We start from the raw sequence: 23,918 nt of genomic DNA, 5'->3' as shown, positions 1-23,918 counted from the left end.
ACACCAAGTGGAGTTGAGTTATGTGTATTCGGAGTTTCTTGTCGTCAGAAGACGGTGCCGTCGCAGTCGATTGGGTCGTCCTGACCGGGGGCCTGGTGGGCCTTGGGCTTGCAACGGCCTCAGTCGTATCGAGCGGGGTTGAAAACCTCTCGACCGACGTGGCGAATTCGCTGGCCAACCTGCAGATCTCGACCACATTTGGCTTTGTCGCCGCAACCGCTGCGATGACGCAGACTGCGCTGTGGGACACGCCCGGACAAACCTCCACCGAATTCGCGAATGTCGACCAGCTGTCCTTCTCCACCGAGGTGGCGTTCGGCGTGGGCGACGAAGGGATCATCTTCGAAGCAGGCGGCACGGGCCGTGGCTTTATCATGTATCAGCATGACGGCATGCTTTACCTGCAGGCGGGAAGCGGTGGTAATTTTGGCGAGAGTGCGTCGCGTGGCGAGGCAGCTTGGCAAGTCACGGAAGGCACCCATACCATCGAAGGCTCGATGAACGCGGACGGCGGGCTGGCCCTCTATGTGAACGGCGATCTGGTTGACCAGTCCTCGTTCCAGGCCGCAAGTCTTGCAGGCGGCAATGCCGGCACAATCGCGGGCGGCACAACGAGTGTTGCGGTCAATCGCGGCGGTTTCAACCGGTCCGACCCCGGCCATCCGGGCGTGACTGAGGTCGAGTTCTTTGAGGGCCAGACAACGGGCGACGAACTCACCCCCATCAGCTAACGGTCGATGTCCATCACGCCAAACGCAGACGTTTGGCAATGCGGCCCACCCTGCTTTGCCCCGTTGGGCGATCGCGCAGGGTGCGCACGGCATCAGCGACGGCACTCGGATCGGTCTGCAATGTGCTGGTTGGCCAACCGGTCTGCTCTGCCAACCAGCTTAGGCTGTCGGGCAGCAGGTCTTCGAAATCCACATCACATCGAACAGCGCGGTTATGATGTTCCGGCAGGGGTTCCTTGATCGACCATCCCATCCGGGATTTCGCCCAATCCTGCGTCGCTTCAACCATATCGGCGGCGTCCAGCAGACAACCGGGGTGAAGCTGAAACGGCCGCCCTTGCACCTTCGCCAAGCGATGCAATATGCGCCCGTCCCTGGGATGGCGCATCGCATTGTACCGCCGAAACAGGACCAACAGGCGCGTGGCCTCATCCCCAAGGCTTACATTAGCGTTGGTTGGATGTTCCGGCAGGGCACCCAGATCAAGGGTCTCTGCAAAGTGCTGAACGACGGACCCTGCGGCAAAAGTGTCGCGCACAAAGGGAAACAGCCTCATATTGTCCTGGCCCAACGCATGGTCCCACATTGTGATGTCGGCGGCGATCGGGCGGTGTGCGCGCCGGATCACATCAGCCAAAGGCGCGTAGGACGTCTTGTAGAATTGCTGAGTGTAGGAGGTGATGAAGGAATAAGGCGGCCTGATATACGCAATCGCACTCAACGTCTTTGCATGCTTGGAAAGATGCGCCAGCAAATTGGCAACCGCGGCGGGTGGAAGCCGCACCATGACCTCCGCCGACAGGATCGCGCGGGGCGTTCGCACCGCCTTGAGTGCGTTTTCCAGATGCGCCCGCGCCGCAGCCGGAGATTGCGCGCCACGCGGCCCCGGATGTGTCGCAACGGGTGAGACGCCGCCATGGGCCCTTAGGATCACCGGGTTGGCGGAATGCGGTGGGTTGAGGTCAAGGTAGGTCCAATCCCGACCACCACGCGCTGCACTCAACGCACGCTGGATGGATGTGGTGCCAGTCTTCGGCATGCCAATATGAAGGATCAGTTCCTCAATCATTTGGGAAGCTATCGCTGAAGGCCGTTAACAAAGCATGGGCAAGCGTCGGGAAAAATGCCTCGCCTGGTGGGATTTGCGGCAATTTCGCCACGAATTTTGGCGAGTGTTCTCAAATCGAAAACAAATCGTTCAAACTTGAACAAACATCTTCCCACGGGGTTGGGTCTTGTATATGCGTTCACACATGAACAAACCCTCCACCCTGTTTGAGACGTCCCTGCATGTCGATGCCTGACACAGATCTGCTGTTCCGGTTGTTGCGTCAGATAGATGTCGCACCGCAGGGATCGCAACGCGCAACGGCGCAGGCCCTTGGCATCAGCCTTGGCGGCCTGAACACGGTGTTACGTGCTGCCACACAAGATGGGCTGGTCCAGATCGTTGACCGTGACAGCACGGATCGGCGTCAGAAGGTCGCCTACGCCCTCACCCAAAAAGGGGCCGCCGAAAAAGCGCGCCTTGTCGATGATTTCCTCGCGCGCAAACGCGCTGAATATAACGCGCTTCATGCCGAGTTAACCGGCACCGGCGCCACGCTCTCTCCCGCCAAAAGGACCGCAACCATGGCTATGCCGCTCCACGCTCCGATCCCGGAACTCTACGTCTCGTACGACAGCGCCCAGAAACTGAAGATGGAGGCCGCCGAGCTTCCAAGTTGGGATCTGACCCAGCGCCAGGTCTGCGACCTCGAACTGCTCATGAATGGCGGGTTCAACCCACTTAAGGGGTTCATGGGAAAGGAAGATTACGACGGCGTCGTTGAAAACATGCGCACCGCAGATGGCGCACTTTGGCCGATGCCCATCACGTTGGATGTGTCAGAGGCATTTGCGGCCAGCGTCGAAGAAGGCCAAGACATCGCGCTGCGTGATGCCGAGGGCGTCATACTCGCCATCCTGTCGATCTCGGACAAGTGGAGCCCCGACAAGGCGCGCGAAGCGGTCAAGGTTTACGGTGCTGACGATGTCGCCCATCCGGCCGTGAATTACCTGCATAACGTCGCTGGCCCGATCTATCTGGGCGGCGCGATCACCGGTATCCAGCAGCCCGTTCACTATGATTTCCGCGCCCGCCGCGATACACCGAACGAACTACGCGCCTATTTCCGCAAGCTCGGCTGGCGCCGCGTTGTCGCGTTTCAGACCCGCAATCCGCTGCACCGCGCGCATCAGGAACTGACCTTCCGCGCCGCGAAAGAGGCGCAGGCCAACTTGCTGATCCATCCCGTTGTGGGCATGACGAAGCCCGGCGATGTGGATCATTTCACTCGCGTGCGCTGCTATGAGGCTGTTTTGGATAAGTATCCGGCGGCCACCACAACGATGAGCCTTCTGAACCTCGCCATGCGCATGGCCGGTCCGCGCGAAGCGGTCTGGCACGGAATTATCCGGCGAAATCATGGCTGTACGCATATGATCGTCGGTCGCGACCATGCCGGGCCGGGCAAGAATTCGGCGGGCGAGGACTTTTACGGGCCATATGATGCGCAGGACCTGTTCCGGCAGCATCAAGACGAAATCGGCATCGAAATGGTCGACTTCAAGCACATGGTTTATGTGCAGGAGCGCGCCCAGTACGAGCCGAACGACGAGATCGCGGATCGGGAAAACGTAACGATTCTAAACATTTCCGGGACAGAGCTGCGCCGCCGTCTGCGCGAAGGCCTGGAGATCCCGGAGTGGTTTTCGTTCCCCGAAGTGGTCAAAGAGCTGCGCCGCACCTCGCCGCCGCGTTCGCAGCAAGGGTTCACTGTCTTTTTCACCGGTCTTTCTGGCTCGGGGAAATCGACGATCGCCAACGCCATCATGGTCAAATTGATGGAACAGGGCGGCCGCCCGGTGACGTTGCTGGATGGGGACGTTGTGCGCAAGAACCTGTCGAGTGAGCTTGGATTTTCCAAAGAACACAGGGACTTAAACATCCGCCGCATTGGATATGTCGCCTCGGAAATCACCAAAAATGGCGGCATTGCGATCTGTGCGCCGATTGCGCCTTACACGGCGACGCGGCGGGCTGTTCGCGAAGAGATTGAGCAGTTTGGCGCGTTTGTGGAAGTCCATGTCGCGACGTCGATTGAGGAATGCGAACGGCGCGACCGCAAGGGGCTCTACAAGCTGGCGCGCGAGGGCAAGATCAAGGAATTCACCGGGATTTCAGACCCTTACGAGGCCCCCACAAACGCCGAACTGGTGGTCGATACCGAGAGTGTGGACGTCGACTATTGCGCGCAACAGGTGCTCTTGAAACTGGAGAGCATGGGCCTGATCGCAGCCTGATCGAACCCGAAACGACCAGATTGCGGGGCGATGTCTTGCCCCGCAAACCCTGACCAGTTGGTCACAGTTGCGTCCATCTGGTCACAATTTCCCGGAAAAATGCGTCCAAATGGTCAGAGTTTGGCCGTGCTGCCCGGCAGCAGAGCAAACCTGACCAGATGGTCACATCTACCGCTCAGAAATCGAAAGCGACCGACAGGTTGAGAACGCCTATGCCTGCGTCGCCGGGCAATGCGGTCAGACGATATTCCACCGGCCGGCGCGTATCGCGCAGCGCGAGCGAGGCCGCGACGAGCGGGATGAACCCTTCGACATTCGGGATGCCATAGTCACGCTCAAGCGTTGGGGCCAAGGCACCGTAATACCCGGTCCCCGCACTGACCCCACCGCGCAGGTTGAACGACCCCAGCTCGGCCAACTGATAAGAGACACCGCCCATCAGGATAGGCGCGACCTCTTCATAGCTGTTGTAGAACACGCCCCCTTCGAGGTGGTATTCAAAACCGCCCTCCCCGCGCTGCCAGCGATGGCCGATCAGCAGACCGAGATTAAAGTCGTTGAGGTCCACGCCAAAGTGGACTGAGCCGAGGATCAATGCGGCGTACCGCTGGTCATCTTGGGCTTGTGTTTGCGCAGGCAGAAGCAGCGCGATCAGCAACGCAATCAAGGGTCGTGAGAGACCGCCTAGATGCGGAATGGCCACGTTATTGGTCCGTTTCTGTCGCTTCGCCATCCTCTGCCGCCGCTTCTGCGTCTGCGCCGGTCTCACCCGGGCCGACTTCGCCAGTATCGGGCTCATCCGCGACGGCGGGGGCATTCCCGTCGGTGGGCAGGCCGTTTTCCCACTCTGTCTCCAGCACTTCGCCAGTCGCGTAGGTCATCGTGCCCGCGCCCTGACGGCGGCCATTGACGAAGGTGCCGGTATAGACATCGCCATTGGAATAGGTGGCTGTGCCGGCGCCATTGATCTCTCCATCATCCCAGGCGCCCGTGTAGGTGAAGCCGTCGGGCATGGTCAGAGTTCCCGTGCCTTCGCGCTGCCCGGCCTCAAATGTGCCTTCGTAGACAGTACCGTCTGCATAGGTGGCCACACCTTGGCCGTGGCGCAGACCCTCTTCCCACTGGCCCTGATAGCGGTAGCCGTCGGGGTGGGTCATCGTGCCTTGGCCGTGCTGACGCGCATTGAGGAAGTTGCCGTCATAGACGAGGCCATTGGCATAGCGCGCGACGCCCGCGCCCTGGATCACACCATCGACCCAACCGCCGGTATAGCTGGAGCCGTTGGGATAGGTGATGGTTCCGGTTCCGTGGGCGAGGTCGTTGCGGAACATGCCCTCATACACCGAGCCGTCGGGATAGGTGACGCGGCCTTCGCCCTGGATCGAGCCTTCGACCCATGCGCCGACATAGACATAGCCATCGACGCCGGTGAACGTGCCTGCGCCGTGGCGACGATCATTCGCGAAGGCACCCTCATAGACATCGCCGTTCTCATAGGTCACGCGGCCTTGCCCCTGGCGCTGGCCGTTGACGAGCGCGCCAACGTAGACATCGCCATTGGGTTGGGTGAGCGTGCCGGTGCCGTTGATCTGACCTTCGGCCCATTGGCCCTCATAAACCACGCCGTCCGCCATCTCCGAGCCGTCCGGTTCCAGACCGAACACCGGCCGCGAACTGGCCCGTATAGGTCGCGCCATCGGGATAGGTGATGGACCCGGTGCCATGCTTCAGGCCGTCCTGCCATTGACCGTCATAGCGATAGCCGTTGGGCCCGGTCATCACGCCGTTGCCGTGATGCAGCGCATTGCGGAACTGGCCGGTATAGGTGACGCCGTTGGAATAAGTGGCTGTGCCGGTGCCTTCAATCCGGCCCTCATTCCATTCGCCTTCATAGGTGGAGCCATCGGCGAAGGTGATGGTGCCCTCGCCCTGGGGGCGCCCGGCGACGAAATTGCCGACATAGACGGATTGGTCAGGGAAGGTTGCGGTGCCCGCGCCGCGGATTTCACCATCCACCCAGGTGCCGGTATAGGTGTAGCCATTTGGCAGGCGGTAGGTGCCGGTGCCGTGCTGAACGCCGTTGCGGAATTCACCTTCGTAGATACCGCCATTGTCGTATTGCTGGATGTCGGTTGTGGTCTCGCCGCTTTCCTGCGCCTGCGCCATGCCCGTGGCGGCGATAAGTGCCGCTGCGAAGATTGCCTGTTTCATTCCCGCACCCTCCCTTGATCGGAGATGTTCATTTTCGCCCGCAAAGCTAGGGGAGGCAGCGCGTTGTGGCAATGTCTTTAACCATTTGCTTCGGCAGGTTGACGCTTGGCCTCGGGCGCAGAGTTGATATGTCAGGGGCAGACAGGCTCTGGAGGGCGTGATGTCCGATACGTTCCGTTTGTGCATGGCACAGTTGAATGCCACCGTGGGCGACCTTGCGGGCAATGCCGAGAAGGCGTTTGCGGCATGGGAGGCGGCCAAGGCTGAGGGGGCGGATTTCGTGGCCTTCCCGGAAATGTTCGCCACGGGCTATCAACTGCTGGATCTGGTGATGAAGCCGGCCTTCGCGCAGGATGTGGAGCGTGTGATCGGCGCGCTGGCGGCGCGGTGTGCCGATGGTCCGGCGTTCGGGATCGGCGGGCCCTGGTGGGGTGACGGGGACGCAAAGGGCGGGCCGATGTGGGGGCGGGTAGCCCGTATAACGCCTATTATGTCTGCGAAGGCGGGGTTGTGAAGGCCAAGGTGCTGAAGCACGAGCTGCCCAATTACGCAGTCTTTGACGAGGTGCGGTATTACCATCCCGGCGATCTGCAAGGCCCGGTTTCGGTTGGTGGCGTGCGGGTGGGTATCCCGATTTGCGAGGATGCCTGGTTCGAGGATGTCTGCGAGACGCTGCAGGAGTCCGGGGCCGAGATTTTGGTGTCACCCAACGGCTCCCCCTATCATCGCGGGAAGATGGCGGTGCGCCATCAGGTGATCGTCTCCCGGGTCGTCGATACAGGGCTGCCGCTGGCCTATGTGAACCTTGTGGGCGGGCAGGACGATCAGGTTTTCGATGGCGGGTCGTTCGTGTTGAACCCAGGCGGGGCGCTGGCGGTGCAGGCGCCGCAGTTCGAGACGGGGCTGCACTACGTTGATTTTGAGCGTGGGGCGGACGGCTGGCGTGCGGTTGAGGGGGAGAAAGCCGCGCTGCCCGATGAGTACGAGGCCGATTATCGCGTGATGGTGATGGCCTTGGGCGATTACCTGCGGAAGACGGGCTTCAAACAGGTTGTGTTGGGGCTGTCGGGTGGCATCGACTCGGCGATCGTGGCGACGATCGCAAGCGACGCGATTGGGCCGGAGAATGTTCACTGTGTGATGCTGCCCTCGCGCTACACGTCCGAGACGTCCCTTGAGGATGCGCGCGATGTGGCGGAGCGACTTGGGTGCCGGTTGGACACGATCCCGATCACGCCTGCGCGGGAGGCGGTGACGGAGTCGCTATCGGGCCTGTTCGAGGGGCTGGAGCCGGACGTGACGGAGGAGAATATCCAGTCGCGCCTGCGGGGCGTCATGCTGATGGCCTTGTCGAACAAGTTCGGCTCCATGCTGCTGACCACGGGCAACAAATCCGAGGTCGCGGTGGGCTATGCCACGATTTATGGCGACATGGCGGGGGGGTATAACCCGATCAAGGACCTCTACAAAACGCGGGTCTTTGAGACGTGCCGTTGGCGGAACCGTGTACATCGAGAGTGGATGAAGGGGCCGGAGGGCGAGGTGATCCCGCCGCGGGTGATCGAAAAGCCGCCGGCCGCCGAGTTGCGCGAGGATCAGAAGGACGAGGATTCGCTGCCGCCCTACTCCGATCTGGACGTGATGCTGGAGATGCTGATTGATCAGGAGCGGTCGGTCGCTGAGGTCGTCGCTGCGGGTTATGATCTTGAGTGGGTCCGCAAGGTAGAGCGGTTGATTTACCTCAGCGAATACAAGCGCTTCCAGAGTGCGCCGGGGGCAAGGTTGACGGAACGGGCCTTCTGGCTGGATCGGCGCTATCCGGTGGTGAACCGGTGGCGGGACGAAGGATGAGTGCGAGATTGCGCCTTGGTCGTGAAGGGCAAGTATGAGCTCATAGCATCGAATGCAGCGATGGATTTTGGCATCCACGGATGCCGGGCCAAGATTCCCATGCTCACGTGCGTTCGCCAAAGGTGATCTATGCTGAAATTCGATGATGAAACCACAAAGCTGCTGGAGGTTGCATACCAGGGAAGCGATGTCTCGCGGCGCAGACGCATGGCATTCGATGCGCTCCATCTATCCGAAGGTGATACCGTCGTTGATATCGGATGCGGCAACGGACTTCTGACCGAAGAAATCGCCCGAGCCGTTGGGAAAACGGGGCGAGTTATCGGTGTCGACCCCAGTGAAGATATGCGTGCCCCTGCTTCGACCCGCTGCGCTGAATTTCCGTCCGTGCAGATCAAGAATGGTTTGGCCGACGAACTGCCGTTGCGTGACGGCACCGCTGACAAAGCCGTCGCGGTGCAGGTCCTTGAGTATCTGCCGGATATTCCGTCCGCCATTCGCGAAGCCCACCGCGTTTTGCGCGTTGGCGGCAGATTTGTCGCCGTAGATACGGGTTGCAACACACTGGACTGGTTCTCCGAAGACGAGGACAGAATGCAACGTATTCAGGCTGCCTGGGATCATCATTATTCCGAGGCTCGCGTCGCCGCGCTTTGGCCTAGACTTACGAAAGATGCTGGATTTGCAGCAATTGAAGTTGAGCCATTTACGTTCTGTGACGTGACACTGCGGCCCGACGGCATCGCTTTCATGCTAATGCATCTGATGTCGCGCTATGCGGTGGAAAATGGTCATGTCCCCGAAAGCGATGCAAATGCTTGGTTTGAGGAACAGGTGGAACTTGCGCAGCAAGGTCGCTTTTTCTTTTCCCTCACGTACTATCGAATGAGTGCAGTAAAAACCTAGCAAGAGAACCGAAAACCTACCGGTCTTGGTCACGCATATACCTTATTTGAAGGCGTTGGGACACGCAGTGGATTGTAACTAAGTCGGCAAAGCACGCCCAAATCGGAACGCGGGTATTCCAGACCTCGCAATCGAATTGCGCCATGTTACCATGTCGGAAACTCATTCAATCGAAATGGCCCGATCCATGATCCGCTTCCTGCGCCCCGCCCTCCTCGCCTCCGCCGCTATCACAACCCTTGCCGCCTGCCAGGTGGGCCAAACCGTTCCCGTTTACGATTACGGGCAGGGTCTGGTGGAGACTTGCGCGGTTGAGGCTTGCTCGACCCTTGGCCTCGATTACGCGCCATTAGCCGATTACACGCAACTCAACGCGCTGAGCCATGTGACCGCCCTGATGGTCTCGCACACGGATCTCGCCAACCTGTCTGACATCGCCGCGATGGCGCAGTTGCGGGAGCTGCATATGGGCGACACGCAGGTGCGTGATCTTTCGGGGCTGTCACGACTCGGCAACCTGCGCCTGATCCACATGCAGGGCATCACGCCGACTTCGTGGGAGCCGCTGACGCAGGTATCTGGTCTGCGCGAGCTGGCCGTTGGCTTTTATGGGATGAGTGATGTGTCGTTCGTCGCCAGCTTGCCACGGCTGGAGCAGCTTTACCTTGCCAATGTCGGCGCTGAGATGGATCTGAGCGGCCTCGGCCGCCACCGCGGCCTGCGCGCCCTGCATCTGGACAATGATACCGTGGCCGACCTGTCGCCGCTTTTGGACCTGCCGAACCTGCGCCGGTTTTCGATGCTGACCTTCGACCCAGAGCGCCATGGCGATGTCATTGCTCAATTGCGCGCGCGGGGTGTGACCGTGGATCTGGAAGAGCCGGCGGTGATCGTCTGCTAATCGCGCCACCTTGACCTTCTGGGGTCTCCCGCGTCTGTATGCACTTAACAGACCGGAGTGCCCTTCCCATGACTGATTTCCTCCTCCTCGCCACGATCTTCCTTGTCGCGGGCGTTGTTGCCGTGCCGATTGCCAGCCGGTTGGGGCTTGGCTCGGTCCTTGGCTATCTGATTGCGGGGATTGCGATTTCTCCACTTTTGGCGGTGCTGGGGGTCGATGTGATCTCGATCCAGCATTTCGCGGAATTTGGCGTTGTGATGATGCTGTTCCTGGTGGGGCTGGAGTTGCAGCCCAAATCGCTGTGGGAGATGCGCGGGCAGCTCTTCGGGCTTGGCGGGGGGCAAGTTGTGCTCACGACGCTGGCCGTGATGGGGGTGGCGATGATCTTTGGTCAGCCATGGCAGATCAGCCTGGCCATAGGCATGGTGCTGGCGTTGTCGTCGACCGCGATTGTGCTGCAGACGTTGAACGAAAAGGGCTTGATGCGGTCGGACGGGGGGCAAGGGAGCTTCTCGGTCCTGCTGATGCAGGACATCGCGGTGATCCCGATGCTGGCCTTCCTGCCGCTTCTGGCGATGCCGGAGTTGATGGATCTGGGGGCGGATGCGGCGGGTCACGGGGCCGAGGCCGAGGCCGGGCATGGCGATGCAGGCCAAGGGACCGCCGATCAAGGCGACGGGGACCACGGCGCGTCGATGAGCCTGGTGGATGGTCTGACCGGATGGCAGACGGCGCTGGTGAACCTGGCCGCGATTGCCGCGGTTTTAGGGATTGGATCGGTGCTGACGGGGCCGATCTTCCGCTTCATCTCGGCCGCCAACCTGCGGGAATTGTTCACCGCCGCCGCGTTGATGCTGGTGATCGGTATCGCGCTGCTGATGAGCCTTGTGGGGCTGTCACCGGCGCTTGGCACGTTCCTTGCGGGCGTGGTTCTGGCGAACTCTCCCTATCGGCACGAGTTGGAGAGTGACATCGACCCGTTCCGCGGCCTGTTGTTGGGCCTGTTCTTCATGACCGTGGGTGCGTCGATCAACTTTGGCCTGTTGGGCGAGAACATCGCCATGGTTCTGGGCATGACGTTGGGGTTGATCGTTTTGAAGGCGGTCATACTGATGGCCCTGGCCTTTGCGTTCAAAATTCGCGGGTCGGACAAGTACCTGTTGGCGCTTGGCCTGGCTCAGGCGGGTGAGTTTGGTTTCGTGTTGCTGTCGTTCACGGTCGCGGGTGGGATCATGCCGCAGGCCGTGTCGGACATTTTGCTGCTGGTTGTGGCCTTGTCGATGCTGCTGACCCCCGGCCTGTTCATCCTGTACGACCGGGTCATTGCGCCGCGCTTCGTGGCCCATGAGGAGCGTGAGGCGGACGATATGCCGGGGGATGGCAAGATCATCATCGCGGGCGCGGGCCGTGTGGGCGGGCTTATCGACCGTATCCTGCGGGCCGCCGGCCACAAGACGACGGTGATCGACTATAATTCACGCCGCTTGCAGATCATGGAGCGGTTCGGGATCAAGACCTATTTCGGGGATGCGCGGCGTCCGGATCTGCTGAACGCCGCTGGCATTGCCGAGGCGCATATCCTGATTGTTGCGATTGATGATCGCGAAGGGATCGACCAGATCGTGGAATATGCGACCTCCACCTACCCCAACCTGCATGTGATCGGTCGCGCCGTGGACCGCGACCATGTCTACGATCTTTGGTATCGGGGCTGCCGGGACATCATCCGGGAGACCTACGACAGCTCCCTTCGGATGGGGCGGTCGGCCTTTGAGGCGATGGGCGAAAGCCGGGAGACGGCGGAAGGGATCATTGCTGCATTCAACGACCATGACCGCGAGGCGATGCTGGCCATTGCGGAGGTCCATGAGCCGGGCGTCGCCCCGCACGAGAACGAGGCCTATGTGGCGCGGGTCAACGAGATGCGCGGCGATTGGGAAGCCGCGCTGGCCGAGCGCATTGCCACCATCCGGTCGGGCAGCACCTGAGGCCCAGTTTTAGGCCACCCTGACTAGTGGACGCTCACGGGGCTAAGGTCGTTCTGGCGCGCAACGATGAAAGCAAGATCGCGGTCTTTCACGAGGGCGATCTGCTCGCCATTCGCGCCACCGATGGCATAGAGCCGCTCTAACCCCCGCGCGCGTTCCTGCACCTCATCGGGCAGGTCGGCCACGGCCACTTCGCGGATGTAGACGATCGGCCGCTCATCCTGTTTGATCTGGTCTTCCGTCATCACGATGCACCTCCGGTTTCGATCTTGATTGTCTGGACAATGCTTTCGGGCACGGCGCGGTTCAGGTCGACATGCAACAAACCATGTTCCATCGCCGCACCGGCCACATCCACCCCATCAGCCAGCACAAAACTGCGCTGGAACTGCCGGGTGGCGATCCCGCGATGCAGGAAGATGCGGTCTTCGTCTGCGGGGGCCTGTTTGCCGCGGATGACCAATTGGCGGTCCTCGACGGTGATCGACAAATCCTCTTCCGCAAAACCTGCCACGGCAAGCGTGATGCGGTAGGCGTGTTCGCCGCGCTGTTCGATATTGTAGGGGGGATAGCCTTCGTTGCCGGATTTCGCGGTCCGTTCCACCAGTCGTTCCAACTGATCGAACCCCAACAAGAAGGGGTGAGAGGCAAGGGTCAGTTTTGTCATGTCGCGCACATCCTTGATCAAGCGATCTGCAAATTCGGCCCGTCCCGCGTTCGGCAACGGCCCAAGCGAAATATGGGAGCACGATCAGAGCAAAACAAGGCCGACGAGGCTTGGAGCGCGCGCGGAATGCCCCTATCTTTGCCCTGGGAAACAGGGGACCAGCCATGGTTGCACCATCGGAGATGAGCCATGAGGACGTGTTGCGCGTAAAGCTTGAGGCTTTGCGCCGCGAACATCGCGATCTGGACGAGGCGATTGAAGCCCTTGGCGAGCGTGTCACGGTGGATCAGCTGACCCTCAAGCGGCTAAAATCCCAGAAACTGCGCCTCAAGGACCGGATCGCCCGGATCGAGGACGAGTTGACGCCGGATATCATCGCCTGAGCCCCGGGGCGCCGCGCATTGCCCAATTGCACCGCCGCCCCTTTGCGCTATACCCCAAAGTTCACGATGTCAGAGGGATAGGCCATGGTTCAGGTCGCCATCATCATGGGCTCGCAATCGGATTGGCCCACCATGCGCGAAGCGGCAGAGATGCTGGAGGCGCTTGGCGTGCCCTACGAGAAAAAGATCGTATCAGCCCATCGCACGCCGGACCGACTTTGGGAGTTCGGCAAATCGGCGGCGGATCGCGGTTTGAAAGCGATCATCGCGGGCGCGGGTGGTGCTGCGCATTTGCCGGGCATGGTGGCGTCCAAGACGCGCGTGCCGGTGATTGGTGTGCCGGTTCAGACCAAGGCCCTGTCAGGCGTTGATAGCCTTTATTCCATTCTGCAGATGCCGCGCGGATACCCCGTGGCGACCATGGCCATTGGCGCGGCCGGGGCCGCGAATGCGGGGCTGATGGCCGCAGCAATCCTCGCCAATGACGATCCTGCCCTTGCGGAGCGTTTGGACCAGTGGCGCGCTGACCTGAGCGCCTCGATCCCCGAGGAGCCGAGCGATGACTGAACCGCTTCCGTCGGGCAGCGTGATCGGCATTCTGGGCGGCGGGCAATTGGGCCGGATGCTGGCCATGGCCGCTGCGCGCCTTGGCTATAAGACCCATATATTCGAGCCGGGTGCCGCCCCTGCCGCAGACGTCGCCCATGCCTGGACCCAGGCGGGCTACGATGATCTGGACGCGCTACGGACCTTTGCGGAGGCCTGCGATGTCATCACCTTCGAGTTTGAGAATATCCCCGCTGACGCGTTGGACGTGCTGTCGGAGAAGACGCCGCTTTACCCCGACCGCCGCGCGCTTGAGGTCAGCCAGGACCGCTTGATCGAGAAAAGCTTTCTGCGGGATCTGGGGCTGGAGACGGCGCCTTTTGCGCCGGTCACCTCGGACATCCATGCCGATTTGAAGATGACCGGCGTGCCTGCGATCCTGAAGACCCGGCGCTTTGGATATGACGGGAAGGGGCAGGCCCGGATTATGGCCGCCGGTGAGGCGGAAGCGGCAGTTGCAAGCCTGGACGGCGCGCCTGCCATTGCCGAAGGGTTCGTGGATTTTTCGAAAGAGATCAGCGTGATCGCGGCGCGCGGGCGAGACGGGGCCATCGCGGCCTACGATCCCGGTGAGAATGTGCACGAGGATGGGATCCTTTCCACAACCACCCTGCCCGCCCAGATCGCGCCCCCGCTTCGCACCGATGCGGTCCTGATCGCGTCGCAGATCCTCAATGCGCTGGATTATGTCGGCGTTTTGGGGGTGGAGCTGTTCGTGACGCCGAGCGGTCTGGTGGTGAACGAAATCGCGCCCCGAGTGCACAATTCCGGCCATTGGACCCAGGCGGGCTGCGCCGTGGATCAGTTTGAGCAGCATATTCGTGCGGTGACGGGCTGGCCCCTGGGCGACGGGAGCCGACACGCCAACGTGGTGATGGAAAATCTGATCGGCGACGATGTTGCCCGCGCGGGAACCCTGGCGGCGGAGCCCGGCGTGCAGGTTCACCTTTATGGCAAGGCGGAAACGCGCCCCGGTCGCAAGATGGGCCATATCAACCGCGTGACCGGCCCGGCCTGAGCCGCCCGTTCGGTTTGCCAGAAAGGCTCCGGGAGCAGCGCCCCCTACTCGATCAACTCGCCGATTGCCCCGATCACGCCGAGATCGTGGTCAAAGGCGCCGGTCTCCAGAAACGCCTCAACCTGTGCAAGCACAAGCGGGCTGTTCATCATGAAGGTGTGCGTGACGGGCAGCACGATGTGATCGGCCATGCCGTCCACCTCGGTGTTGTCCACGGCCACTTTGCCATCGTCGGCGCCCGGGATCAGGGCGGAATAAATCGGGTTGAGGCTGCGGTTTCCGGCAATGACCCCAAGCTCAAAGTTCACATCGCCGAGTCGGTTCACCAGATCGCCCTCTGCGGTGCCCAATTGTTGGCCCGCCGGTCCGTTCAACCATTCGAACGGCTCAAGTGGCCCAAGCACATCCACCAGTTCGGAGCCGCCATTGGGCGGGGCCAGCATCACGACGCGGCCCAAGTCGGGCAGCGTGTGCTCCCCCAGCCAGTAGCGCACCAGAATGCCCCCCATCGAGTGGGTCACAAAGTTGATGCGCTGCGCGCCGCAGGCTTCCACCGCATCCGGGATCGTCTGTTCCGCCAATTCCGCAATCGCGGCGCGGGTCGAGGGATAGCCCGCATTCACAACGGTGAAGCCCTCGGCCTCCAGGCTTTCTTCGAGCAGAAACAACGACGTCTCGCTGCGCCCCAAGCCGTGCAGCAGCACGACGCAATCGGCGAGCGCCGGCATCGGGGCAAGTGCGAGGAGCGGGGCGAGGAGGGCATGGCGCATACCCTCAACATAAGCGATATTGCAGAAATTCCGAGGGGCCTTGCCCTGCCTGCGCCGTAACGTAACTGTGTGCCCCATGTCTCGCCCCATTCGCCTTGCTGTCCGCGGCCTTCTTCTGGTCGACAACCGCCTTTTGCTGGTCAATGCCTGGCCCGGTGGCACGTCTGATCTGCTGTGTGCGCCCGGCGGCGGGGCGGAGCCGCATGCCTCCTTGGAGGATAACCTCAAGCGGGAATTCCATGAGGAGACGGGGTTGGAAATTGCGGTGGGCGCGCCCTGTCTGGTCAACGAGTTCCACGATCCGGGCCGTGATTTTCATCAGGTGGATGTCTATTTTCGCGTCTCGCTGATTGCCGGGGAGCCGTTGCAGCCCTGGACGGACCCCGAGGGCGTGGTGACCGAGCGGCATCTTGTGACGCGGGCGGAGATGGCGGGGCTGCGCTACAAGCCTGACAGCCTGCCGGACATCGCCTGGGGTGAGGCGGTTTTCTACGACCGGCTGGAGCCGGTCCTGCGCTGAAACGCGCCAAGCCCGTAGGCGACGCCCCCGAGCGTTACCAGCGATGCGCCGACCATGCGCCAGGTCACGGCTTCGCCCAACAGTACGAAACCTGCCGCCATGGCGATGATTGGCACTGTCAGTTGCAGCAGGGCTGAGACCGTGCCGCCGAGTTTGGGCAGGACGGAATACCACAGCGCGTAGCCCAGGCCCGAGGTGATCGCGCCGGCCACAACGGCCAGAAGGATGCCGTTTGTCGTGGTCACGATCCCGTCGATTTGCGCGGGGCGCAGCAGGGTCAGAAGGATCAGGGGCGGAACCGACCAGATGAAATTTGCGCCGGTTTCGGCCATCGGGTCGGTCGCGGTGCGCCCGGCAAGGCTGTAGATGCCCCAGCCGATAGCCGCGAAAAGCATGGCGATGATCGCGATGCCCGGAACGGCGGCCTCGCCCGAGGGCCAGCTGAGCCAGGCCAGACCTGCAAGCGCCATGGCCGCGCCGATCCAGCGACGGACGGGCGGGCGTTCCCCCCCGCCAGCGCGCCTGCGAACATGGTGACCTGCACCCCGCCGAACAACAAAAGCGCCCCAAGGCCCGCATCAATCTGGACGTAGGCGATCGAGAACCCGATCAGGTAGAGCGTCAGGCTGCCCGCCCCCACCCACCGCGCGCGGTGGAAGACCGGCAGGCCGCGGCGTTGCACCAAAACCAGTGCGGCCAGCATGACCGCACCTGCGATGGCGCGAATGACGGCGAAGGCGATGGCGTCAATCTCGCCTCCTCCCACGGCCATCCGGTTGAGGATGGAGTTCGAGGCGAAGGCGATCAGAACCACACAGGTAAGCAGGATCAGGCGCATCTTACCCTCCGATCAGGCGGGTGGCGAAGGCCCCGCTCAGGTAAGCGGGGCGGCCAGCGGCAAAGACGCCTTCGATGCGGCGGGTGCGCGCGTGCATCACGACGAGGTCTGCGCGTTGGCCAACTTTGAGCGTGCCGCGATCCGACCAGCCCATGACCTTCGCAGGCCCACTGGAGATCAGCGCCCAGGCGTCTTGCAGGGCCATGCCACTGTCCCACAGGGCCAAAGCCGCGCGGTGCGGGGAGGGATAGTGATAGTCGGAGACCAGCGCATCGACGAGGCCGTCCGCGATCAGATCGGCGGCGGCAATCTTGCCGTCGTGCGAGCCGCCTCGCACCACGTTTGGCGCGCCCATGATGACCGGATCGCCTGCGGTCTTGGCGGCCTCCGCTGCGGTGCGGGTTTCGGGGAATTCGGCGATGGTCGCTCCCATCGCGCGGAACTGTGCGCGTCCCTCCGCTGTGGCGTCATCGTGGCTGCCGATTTTCACACCGCGACCGGTCATCCACGCGGTCAGGTCTGGCAAAGCGGCAAGGGCCGCCGGGGTCTGCTGATGGAGCCGCGTCAGAAGCGCCATGTGATCCTCGGGCGAGCGGCCCGATTTCAGCGCCTGCCCGACAAGGCGCGGCGGGCGCTTTCCTGCTGCAAGAGCCTCATGGTTGAGATGATCGTTGAGGACAACGTAGCCGATATTTTCGCGCGCGATCAGGGCTTTGACCCGATCAAAGTCCTCCAGAAGCGACAGTTCGAACCGCAGCTGGATGCGCAGATCCAAGGCAGATGCGTACTGGCCGGTGGCGGCAATCAGCACCTCAGCGAAGTCGGGGCCGCGCATGCCCCCTTCCCAGGAGAAGAACTGGGCGAGCACGGCGGTTGTGATGCCGTTGGCGGCAAGCTCTGCCTCAACGGCACGCAGGCCGAGCATCGGGTCCGTTTGCGCACCGCGACGCGGGGCCATGTGGTGTTCGAACCCGTCCCCGTGCAGGTCGATGATGCCCGGAAGGATCATGTAGCCGGAGGCATCCACATCCCGCGCGGCCGTGTCGGTGAGCGTACCGTCCGCCATGGCCAGCGCGCCCTCGCACAACCCATCGGGATGAAGGACCTGCGCGCCGGTCAGGCGAAGGGAAAGGGGCTGCGTCATGCCTGACGTCTGGCAGGGGGACGCGCAAAAGAAAAGGGGCGCAGGATTGCACCCCTTTCAATCATCCGTGTGGCTGCGTTCACTCAGCGCCGCGCAAACGGTCGGTGGACACCCATTCATTCCAGGTCGCGTCCCAGCCTTCATAGGTCACAAGGCAATGGCCCTGCGCATCTGGGCCTTCCAATACGGCGCCATCCCACCATGTGTCGTTCCATTCGATTTCCAGCGTTTGGCCGACCGGGCACGACGCGCCCGCGGGTGCAGCGGCGGCTTGAATACGGCCTGGGCCGACCCATTCGTTCCACTCATCGCTCCACCCCTCATAAGTGACGAAGCATTCGCCCGCGGCATTGGGGCCTTCGAGGATCGTGCCGTCCCACAGACTGCCATTCCATTCGATCTGGCGCGAGGCCCCAGCGGGGCATACAGCCGGAGCCGGGGGGCAACGTCGAGGTTCGTGATGCGGCTGACCGCAACCCATTCGTTCCAGGTCTCGTCCCAGCCATCGTAGCTGACAAGGCATTGGCCTTGCGCGTCGGGACCATCGAGGACCTGTCCTGCGAATTGGCTGCCGTTCCATTCGATTTCCACGGCTTTGCCAGTAGGGCAGGCAAGCGCCGGCGCGGCTGACAGCAAAAGGGCCACAAGGCTAAATCGCATTAGGTTGGATCGAGGCGTCATTGGAAAATTCCTACTAAAACAGGGCCGCATTATCCGCTGACAGCAATGTGTATGGCGACGCGGGTTTGCCTCCATTGACAGCCTTTAGACATGACAAAGGGGCCCGAGGGCCCCTTTGAACAATAATCGGCCTTACCCTTCGGCAGACTTTGCAGTGTAAAGTCGCCTGTCGGGTTCGGGCAAATCTGCTTTGCAGATTTACCCTTACATCATGCCGCCCATGCCGCCCATGTCGGGCATGCCGCCGCCGGCGCCACCGGCACCTTCTTTGGCTGGCTTGTCGGCAACCATGGCTTCCGTCGTGATCAGGAGGCCTGCAACCGAAGCCGCATCTTCCAGAGCCGTACGAACAACCTTTGCCGGGTCGATGACGCCGAATTTGAACATATCGCCATATTCTTCGGTCTGAGCGTTGAAGCCAAAGGCGTTGTCCGAGGATTCACGGATCTTGCCAGCCACAACCGAGCCGTCGACGCCGGAGTTTTCGGCGATCTGGCGCAGCGGGGCTTCGAGCGCGCGGCGCACGATGGCAACACCGGCGTTCTGGTCAGCGTTCTCACCCGAGACGCCTTCCAGCGCCTTGGCACCCTGGACCAGAGCGACACCGCCACCCACAACGATGCCCTCTTGGACAGCGGCACGGGTTGCGTTCAGGGCGTCGTCGACGCGGTCCTTACGCTCTTTCACTTCGACTTCGGTCATGCCGCCCACGCGGATGACAGCCACACCACCGGCGAGTTTGGCCACACGTTCCTGCAGCTTCTCACGGTCGTAGTCGGAGGTCGTGTCTTCGATCTGGCCACGGATCTGGGCGACGCGCGCTTCGATCTCGGCTTTGTTGCCGTTGCCGTCGATGACAGTGGTCTCGTCTTTGGTGATGGTGATGCGCTTGGCGGTGCCGAGCATATCCATCGTGACGTTTTCCAGCTTCATGCCGAGGTCTTCGGAGATGACCTGACCGCCGGTCAGAATACCGATGTCCTGCAGCATCGCCTTGCGACGATCACCGAAGCCGGGCGCCTTGACGGCTGCGATCTTGAGGCCACCGCGCAGCTTGTTGACCACGAGGGTCGCCAGCGCTTCGCCTTCGACGTCTTCCGCGATGATCAGAAGCGGCTTGCCCGACTGGATAACGGTTTCCAGAAGCGGAACCATCGGCTGCAGCGACGAGAGTTTCTTCTCGTGCAGCAGGACCATGCAGTCTTCAAGCTCTGCGATCATCTTGTCGGGGTTGGTCACGAAGTAAGGCGACAGGTAGCCACGGTCGAACTGCATGCCTTCGACAACTTCGGTCTCGGTCTCGAGGCCCTTGTTCTCTTCGACAGTGATCACGCCGTCATTGCCGACCTTCTGCATCGCGTCGGCGATCTGGCGGCCGATTTCGGCTTCGCCGTTGGCGGAGATGGTGCCGACCTGGGCGACTTCATCGCTGTCTGCGACTTCACGGGCAGCGCCTTTGATGTTTTCGATCACTTTGGCCACGGCGAGGTCGATGCCGCGCTTGAGGTCCATCGGGTTCATGCCAGCGGCAACCGACTTCATGCCTTCACGCACGATGGCTTGGGCCAGAACGGTCGCTGTGGTGGTGCCGTCGCCGGCCTCATCATTGGTGCGGGAAGCAACTTCCTTCACCATCTGAGCGCCCATGTTCTCGAACTTATCTTCCAGTTCGATCTCTTTGGCGACAGAAACACCGTCCTTCGTGATGCGCGGGGCGCCGAAGGATTTCTCGATGACAACGTTACGGCCTTTGGGGCCAAGGGTGACTTTGACGGCATCGGCCAGGGTGTTCACACCCTTGAGCATACGATTGCGGGCGTCGGTATCAAAACGGACGTCTTTTGCCATGATGGCGGCTCCTTATCTGGAATTATCTGCGAATTGCGGGATCGGATCTCAGGCCATGACGCCGAGGATGTCCGATTCCTTCATGATCAGAAGCTCTTCACCGTCGACGGTGACTTCGGTGCCCGACCACTTGCCGAACAGGATGCGGTCGCCCGCGCTGACGGCCATTGCGATCAGTTCGCCGCTGTCTTTGCGCGCACCATCGCCGCATGCGACGACTTCGCCCTCGGACGGCTTTTCTTTTGCGCTATCGGGGATGATCAGACCGCCAGCGGTCTTTTCGTCCGATTCAACACGGCGGACCAGAACGCGGTCATGAAGCGGTTTGAATGCCATTTTCGGCCTCTCCTCTTTTCCGAAATCGGAATGTCTCTCTGTTGTGTTGTCACTCACCACTGGAGAGTGCCAACGGCGGAGAGATAGGGGGCGAAATTTTCGAGTCAAGAGGCCGCCTGCGGTAACTGAACCTTTAGAAACAGACTTTAGCACTTGGCCGACGCTTCCCCTTTGCTGGTTCGGTGACGATGGCCTTTCTCAACTCAATCACTTTACGCACCAAGTTGCTTGGCACGATGGCGCTTTTGCTTTTGCTGCTATCGGCCGGATTGATCCGAGAGACCCACCGCGCGCTGGAGCAGACGTATATCGCGCAGGCAACGCAGGACAACGAGGCCACGGCGCGGTCCTTCGCGTACCTGTTGAACAATCGCTATCGCGGGGTTTCGACAGTGGATGGGGATGATGGGCACCTCCGCCAAATCGTTTGGCCCAACCCACCTGAAACCTTCGACAATCACATCGCGGATATGGTGCAATCGGTTTCGGGTTTGGAAGCCTCCCTTTTCATGCTGAACGCTGAAAGTGGAGAATTCCTGCGCGTTGCGACAACCGTGGCGGACGAAAACGGCGTCGCGATCACGGGGACATCGCTGAATTCTCCCGAAGCGCTGGAAACCTTGCTGCGCGGTGACCCCATTACGGGGCAGTTCGGCGTTCTGGGAAACAACTACTTTGGGGAATACGTGCCGATCGTGTCCGGGGATGGTCAGGTCATCGGTGCTTTGGGGGTTGGACGGGATTATGCGGCGTTCCGGTCGTCCATCGCTGAGGCGGCCAACGTTTCCGGAACCATGATGGTCTCGCTCCTGCTGGTTGCGGTAATCCTTGCGGTCGCGTTCTGGGCGGTGCGCGGTCTTTTGGCCCCGTTGCAGGGCATTCGCGCCTCCATTCACGAGCTGTCGAGCGGGAATTACGCATCCGAAATCGTCCATTCCGGCCGGCAGGACGAGATTGGGGAAATCGCGCAGAGTTTGGTGGCACTGCAAAACTCCATGCTGGATGCAGAAAAACTCAAGCTGGCGGAGGCTGAACGCCTGAAGGAAGACGAGCTGAAGCGACGCACGCAGGAACGTGTTGTCGACTCCCTCAGCGAAGGGCTTTCACGATTGGCCAACCTAGATCTGACCGCCCGCATCGACAGCACCGCAGATGATCCCTTTCCCGCAGACTATGACGCCCTGCGCACCTCCTTCAATCTGGTGGTCGATCAATTGGCCGAGACGATCGAAGCGATCCGAGATGTCGCGGAAGAAATCGAGGGGGACGCCGGTGAAATGACAAAATCAGCGATTGATTTGTCAAACAGGACCGAGGGACAGGCGGCCACTTTGCAGGAATCCGCCGCAGCCCTTGAGGAATTGAGCCAGTCCATCAAATCGACGGCAGACAATGCGGCCGCAGCCGAGCGATCGACCGCCGAAAACCGCGCGGCCACCAATGCCACAGGCGAGATTGTCGAGACGGCGATTGGCGCCATGGCGCAGATTGAAGCGTCCTCCGAACAGATCACGCAGATCATCGCGGTCATTGACGACATCGCGTTCCAGACGAACCTGCTGGCCCTGAATGCGGGCGTAGAGGCCGCGCGCGCGGGCGATGCGGGCCGCGGTTTTGCTGTGGTTGCCTCGGAAGTGCGGGCGCTGGCACAGCATTCCTCAGCCTCGGCACAGGAAATAAAATCGTTGATCGCAGCGTCCAGCGAACAGGTGGAAAGCGGATCGAAACTGGTGCGGGATACAGGTGATGCCCTCAAAGACATCATCGGTCGTGTGGAAACCGTTGCGGGCCTTGTCTCGGACATCGCTGCGTCTGCGCGGGAGCAGGCGATCGGTGTTGAGGAGATCAACGACGGAGTAAGGGATCTGGACGCTGCCACCCAATCGAACGCAGCCATGGCCGAGGAGACATCTTCGGCCAGCGAGAGCCTGACAAACGCGGCCGCAGGCCTTGCCACTCAGATCGCACGGTTCAAGCTGGACGCCTCAAAGGCGCGGAACTGGGCCGCTGCGGCGGCGCATCAGGCTGCACCTGGCCCGTTTGCTGAACAGGGTGACGCCGATCTGTCCCTCCCGCTTTCCGTTGATGGCGGAGATAAATCCAACGCCTTTCACGGGTTTTGAACCGCGTTTTGCTGAGCGTGCTTTGGCCAATACGTAGCCAAGCCCCGCGCCGCGTGACATCCCGGATTGGCGCGGCTAGAAGGGCGCAAAATTTGCCTCTCGACGCGAAGGTTCTGACACATGACCACTCTGGTTTTCGGCCATAAATCCCCTGACACCGACTCCACGGGCTCTCCGATCATCTGGGCCTGGTACTTGAACCAGATCAAGCAAATGCAGGCCGAAGCTGTCCTGCTGGGGGAACCAAATACCGAGGCGGCGTTCATGTTGGAGCGCTGGAACCTCGAGAAGCCCCGGATCATCGAGGGTGTGGCCGCCGACACGCCTGTCGTGATCGTGGACACCAACAACCCTGGCGAACTGCCCGACGACATCAACGCGGCCGATATTCAGGGCATCATCGACCACCACAAGCTGGTTGGCGGGTTGGAGACAAAGGGGCCCATCGACATTCGGATCGAACCGCTGGCGTGCACGGCGACGATCATGTGGAAGATGATCGGCAAGCACATGGCGCAGGCGCCTGAAAACATCAAAGGTGCGATGCTGAGCTGCATCTTGTCCGACACGCTTGAATTCCGCTCCCCAACCACAACGCAGGAAGATCGCGCAATTGCGGAAGATCTGGCCAAGGATCTGGGCATCGACATACCGGAATACGCGGCTGAAATGTTCGCCGCAAAATCCGATGTCTCGGCGTTCTCGGATGCGGAACTGCTGCGGATGGACAGCAAGACGTACGAGGTGGGTGGAAAGACCTTCCGTGTGAGTGTGTTGGAGACAACCTCGCCCGGCACGGTTCTGGACCGCAAGGCATCGCTGATGGACACCATGCCGAAGGTGGCCGACGAAGATGGGGCAGATCAGGTCCTGCTGTTCGTCGTGGATATTCTGAAGGAAGAAGCGACCATGCTGGTCCCCAACGAGCTGACGAAGAGCGTGGCAGAAAAGAGCTTTGCCACCGTGGTCGGTGACGCTGACCAGGTTGTTCTGCCGGGCGTTGTCAGCCGCAAGAAACAGATCATTCCGAACCTCACGGTGTGAGCCACGA

At 61.4% G+C, this 23,918-nt stretch carries 22 protein-coding genes and 2 pseudogenes; 12 read left to right on the top strand and 12 right to left on the bottom strand.

Features of this window, described 5'->3' with window-relative positions:
- Positions 1 to 20: 20 nt before the first annotated feature.
- Positions 21 to 731 carry a hypothetical protein gene (locus ACZ1HK_RS19700; RefSeq protein WP_472630122.1) on the top strand — a complete coding sequence of 237 codons (711 nt, stop codon included), beginning with the start codon at positions 21 to 23 and terminating at the stop codon, positions 729 to 731.
- Between the two features lie 13 nt (positions 732 to 744).
- Here ACZ1HK_RS19700 and ACZ1HK_RS19695 read toward each other — a convergent pair whose 3' ends face one another.
- A complete protein-coding gene (locus ACZ1HK_RS19695; protein ID WP_472630121.1) occupies positions 745 to 1,800 on the bottom strand; it encodes a hypothetical protein in 1,056 nt (351 codons plus the stop codon).
- Positions 1,801 to 2,021: 221 nt separating this feature from the next.
- Between ACZ1HK_RS19695 and ACZ1HK_RS19690 the strand changes: the two genes are divergently transcribed.
- The gene (locus ACZ1HK_RS19690) at positions 2,022 to 4,076 is read left to right on the top strand and encodes a bifunctional sulfate adenylyltransferase/adenylylsulfate kinase (protein ID WP_472630120.1); all 2,055 of its coding nucleotides are present in this window, start codon (positions 2,022 to 2,024) and stop codon (positions 4,074 to 4,076) included.
- Positions 4,077 to 4,251: 175 nt separating this feature from the next.
- Here the strand turns inward: ACZ1HK_RS19690 and ACZ1HK_RS19685 are convergent, their stop codons facing one another.
- Positions 4,252 to 4,809 carry a hypothetical protein gene (locus ACZ1HK_RS19685; protein ID WP_472630119.1) on the bottom strand — a complete coding sequence of 186 codons (558 nt, stop codon included), beginning with the start codon at positions 4,807 to 4,809 and terminating at the stop codon, positions 4,252 to 4,254.
- A pseudogene (locus tag ACZ1HK_RS19680) lies at positions 4,781 to 6,287 on the bottom strand (MORN repeat-containing protein). Before ACZ1HK_RS19680 ends, ACZ1HK_RS19685 begins: the two are co-directional and overlap by 29 nt.
- A gap of 160 nt (positions 6,288 to 6,447) precedes the next feature.
- Here ACZ1HK_RS19680 and ACZ1HK_RS19675 point away from each other — a divergent pair.
- From ACZ1HK_RS19675 to ACZ1HK_RS19660, 4 genes and pseudogenes are all read left to right on the top strand, one after another.
- Positions 6,448 to 8,138: pseudogene (locus tag ACZ1HK_RS19675) on the top strand (NAD+ synthase).
- A gap of 129 nt (positions 8,139 to 8,267) precedes the next feature.
- Positions 8,268 to 9,044: a methyltransferase domain-containing protein gene (locus ACZ1HK_RS19670; protein ID WP_472630118.1), complete on the top strand. Its 777-nt coding sequence runs from the start codon at positions 8,268 to 8,270 to the stop codon at positions 9,042 to 9,044.
- A gap of 187 nt (positions 9,045 to 9,231) precedes the next feature.
- Positions 9,232 to 9,945, top strand: a complete 714-nt coding sequence (locus tag ACZ1HK_RS19665; protein WP_472630117.1) for a hypothetical protein — start codon at positions 9,232 to 9,234, stop codon at positions 9,943 to 9,945.
- Positions 9,946 to 10,013: 68 nt separating this feature from the next.
- The gene (locus ACZ1HK_RS19660; RefSeq protein WP_472630116.1) at positions 10,014 to 11,933 is read left to right on the top strand and encodes a cation:proton antiporter domain-containing protein; all 1,920 of its coding nucleotides are present in this window, start codon (positions 10,014 to 10,016) and stop codon (positions 11,931 to 11,933) included.
- A 23-nt stretch (positions 11,934 to 11,956) separates the two neighbouring features.
- Here the strand turns inward: ACZ1HK_RS19660 and ACZ1HK_RS19655 are convergent, their stop codons facing one another.
- A complete protein-coding gene (locus ACZ1HK_RS19655) occupies positions 11,957 to 12,178 on the bottom strand; it encodes a DUF1150 family protein (protein WP_472630115.1) in 222 nt (73 codons plus the stop codon).
- A complete protein-coding gene (locus tag ACZ1HK_RS19650) occupies positions 12,178 to 12,600 on the bottom strand; it encodes an Hsp20 family protein (protein ID WP_472630114.1) in 423 nt (140 codons plus the stop codon). The genes ACZ1HK_RS19655 and ACZ1HK_RS19650 overlap by 1 nt, the downstream gene beginning before the upstream one ends.
- Before the next feature lie 164 nt (positions 12,601 to 12,764).
- Here ACZ1HK_RS19650 and ACZ1HK_RS19645 point away from each other — a divergent pair, with 164 nt between their 5' ends.
- The 3 genes from ACZ1HK_RS19645 to ACZ1HK_RS19635 all read left to right on the top strand — a co-directional run bounded on the left by ACZ1HK_RS19645 (position 12,765) and on the right by ACZ1HK_RS19635 (position 14,607).
- Complete coding sequence (locus ACZ1HK_RS19645) at positions 12,765 to 12,983, top strand: YdcH family protein (protein WP_472630113.1); 219 nt, start codon at positions 12,765 to 12,767, stop codon at positions 12,981 to 12,983.
- A gap of 84 nt (positions 12,984 to 13,067) precedes the next feature.
- Positions 13,068 to 13,550, top strand: coding sequence for a 5-(carboxyamino)imidazole ribonucleotide mutase (gene purE, locus ACZ1HK_RS19640; protein ID WP_472630112.1), 483 nt, complete (start codon positions 13,068 to 13,070; stop codon positions 13,548 to 13,550).
- Positions 13,543 to 14,607, top strand: a complete 1,065-nt coding sequence (locus ACZ1HK_RS19635; RefSeq protein WP_472630111.1) for a 5-(carboxyamino)imidazole ribonucleotide synthase — start codon at positions 13,543 to 13,545, stop codon at positions 14,605 to 14,607. Before purE ends, ACZ1HK_RS19635 begins: the two co-directional genes overlap by 8 nt.
- Positions 14,608 to 14,651: 44 nt before the next feature.
- Here ACZ1HK_RS19635 and ACZ1HK_RS19630 read toward each other — a convergent pair whose 3' ends face one another.
- Entirely contained in the window at positions 14,652 to 15,377 is a 726-nt protein-coding gene (locus ACZ1HK_RS19630; RefSeq protein WP_472630889.1) for an esterase/lipase family protein, read from the bottom strand.
- 76 nt (positions 15,378 to 15,453) lie between these two features.
- Between ACZ1HK_RS19630 and ACZ1HK_RS19625 the strand changes: the two genes are divergently transcribed.
- Entirely contained in the window at positions 15,454 to 15,897 is a 444-nt protein-coding gene (locus ACZ1HK_RS19625; RefSeq protein ID WP_472630110.1) for an NUDIX domain-containing protein, read from the top strand.
- On the opposite strand, the gene ACZ1HK_RS19620 is transcribed toward ACZ1HK_RS19625, so the two are convergent.
- The 6 genes from ACZ1HK_RS19620 to ACZ1HK_RS19595 all read right to left on the bottom strand — a co-directional run bounded on the left by ACZ1HK_RS19620 (position 15,867) and on the right by ACZ1HK_RS19595 (position 20,744).
- Complete coding sequence (locus ACZ1HK_RS19620; RefSeq protein ID WP_472630888.1) at positions 15,867 to 16,292, bottom strand: EamA family transporter; 426 nt, start codon at positions 16,290 to 16,292, stop codon at positions 15,867 to 15,869. The genes ACZ1HK_RS19625 and ACZ1HK_RS19620 overlap by 31 nt on opposite strands.
- Positions 16,184 to 16,735 (bottom strand): hypothetical protein, encoded by a 552-nt coding sequence (locus tag ACZ1HK_RS19615; RefSeq protein ID WP_472630933.1) that lies wholly within the window; start codon positions 16,733 to 16,735, stop codon positions 16,184 to 16,186. The genes ACZ1HK_RS19620 and ACZ1HK_RS19615 overlap by 109 nt, the downstream gene beginning before the upstream one ends.
- Position 16,736: 1 nt before the next feature.
- The gene (locus tag ACZ1HK_RS19610) at positions 16,737 to 17,879 is read right to left on the bottom strand and encodes an alpha-D-ribose 1-methylphosphonate 5-triphosphate diphosphatase (RefSeq protein ID WP_472630109.1); all 1,143 of its coding nucleotides are present in this window, start codon (positions 17,877 to 17,879) and stop codon (positions 16,737 to 16,739) included.
- Between the two features lie 79 nt (positions 17,880 to 17,958).
- Complete coding sequence (locus tag ACZ1HK_RS19605; RefSeq protein ID WP_472630108.1) at positions 17,959 to 18,360, bottom strand: MBT domain-containing protein; 402 nt, start codon at positions 18,358 to 18,360, stop codon at positions 17,959 to 17,961.
- A 404-nt stretch (positions 18,361 to 18,764) separates the two neighbouring features.
- The gene (gene groL / locus ACZ1HK_RS19600) at positions 18,765 to 20,411 is read right to left on the bottom strand and encodes a chaperonin GroEL (RefSeq protein WP_472630887.1); all 1,647 of its coding nucleotides are present in this window, start codon (positions 20,409 to 20,411) and stop codon (positions 18,765 to 18,767) included.
- A gap of 45 nt (positions 20,412 to 20,456) precedes the next feature.
- Positions 20,457 to 20,744 carry a co-chaperone GroES gene (locus tag ACZ1HK_RS19595; RefSeq protein WP_472630107.1) on the bottom strand — a complete coding sequence of 96 codons (288 nt, stop codon included), beginning with the start codon at positions 20,742 to 20,744 and terminating at the stop codon, positions 20,457 to 20,459.
- Positions 20,745 to 20,932: 188 nt separating this feature from the next.
- On the opposite strand from ACZ1HK_RS19595, the gene ACZ1HK_RS19590 reads away from it, so the two are divergent.
- Both ACZ1HK_RS19590 and ACZ1HK_RS19585 read left to right on the top strand, forming a co-directional pair.
- Entirely contained in the window at positions 20,933 to 22,867 is a 1,935-nt protein-coding gene (locus tag ACZ1HK_RS19590; protein ID WP_472630106.1) for a methyl-accepting chemotaxis protein, read from the top strand.
- Between the two features lie 120 nt (positions 22,868 to 22,987).
- Positions 22,988 to 23,911 (top strand): manganese-dependent inorganic pyrophosphatase, encoded by a 924-nt coding sequence (locus ACZ1HK_RS19585; RefSeq protein ID WP_472630105.1) that lies wholly within the window; start codon positions 22,988 to 22,990, stop codon positions 23,909 to 23,911.
- Positions 23,912 to 23,918: the final 7 nt, after the last annotated feature.

Source organism: Gymnodinialimonas sp. JB5-7 (assembly GCF_055693405.1).
This window is presented reverse-complemented; position numbering and strand designations above follow the sequence as displayed.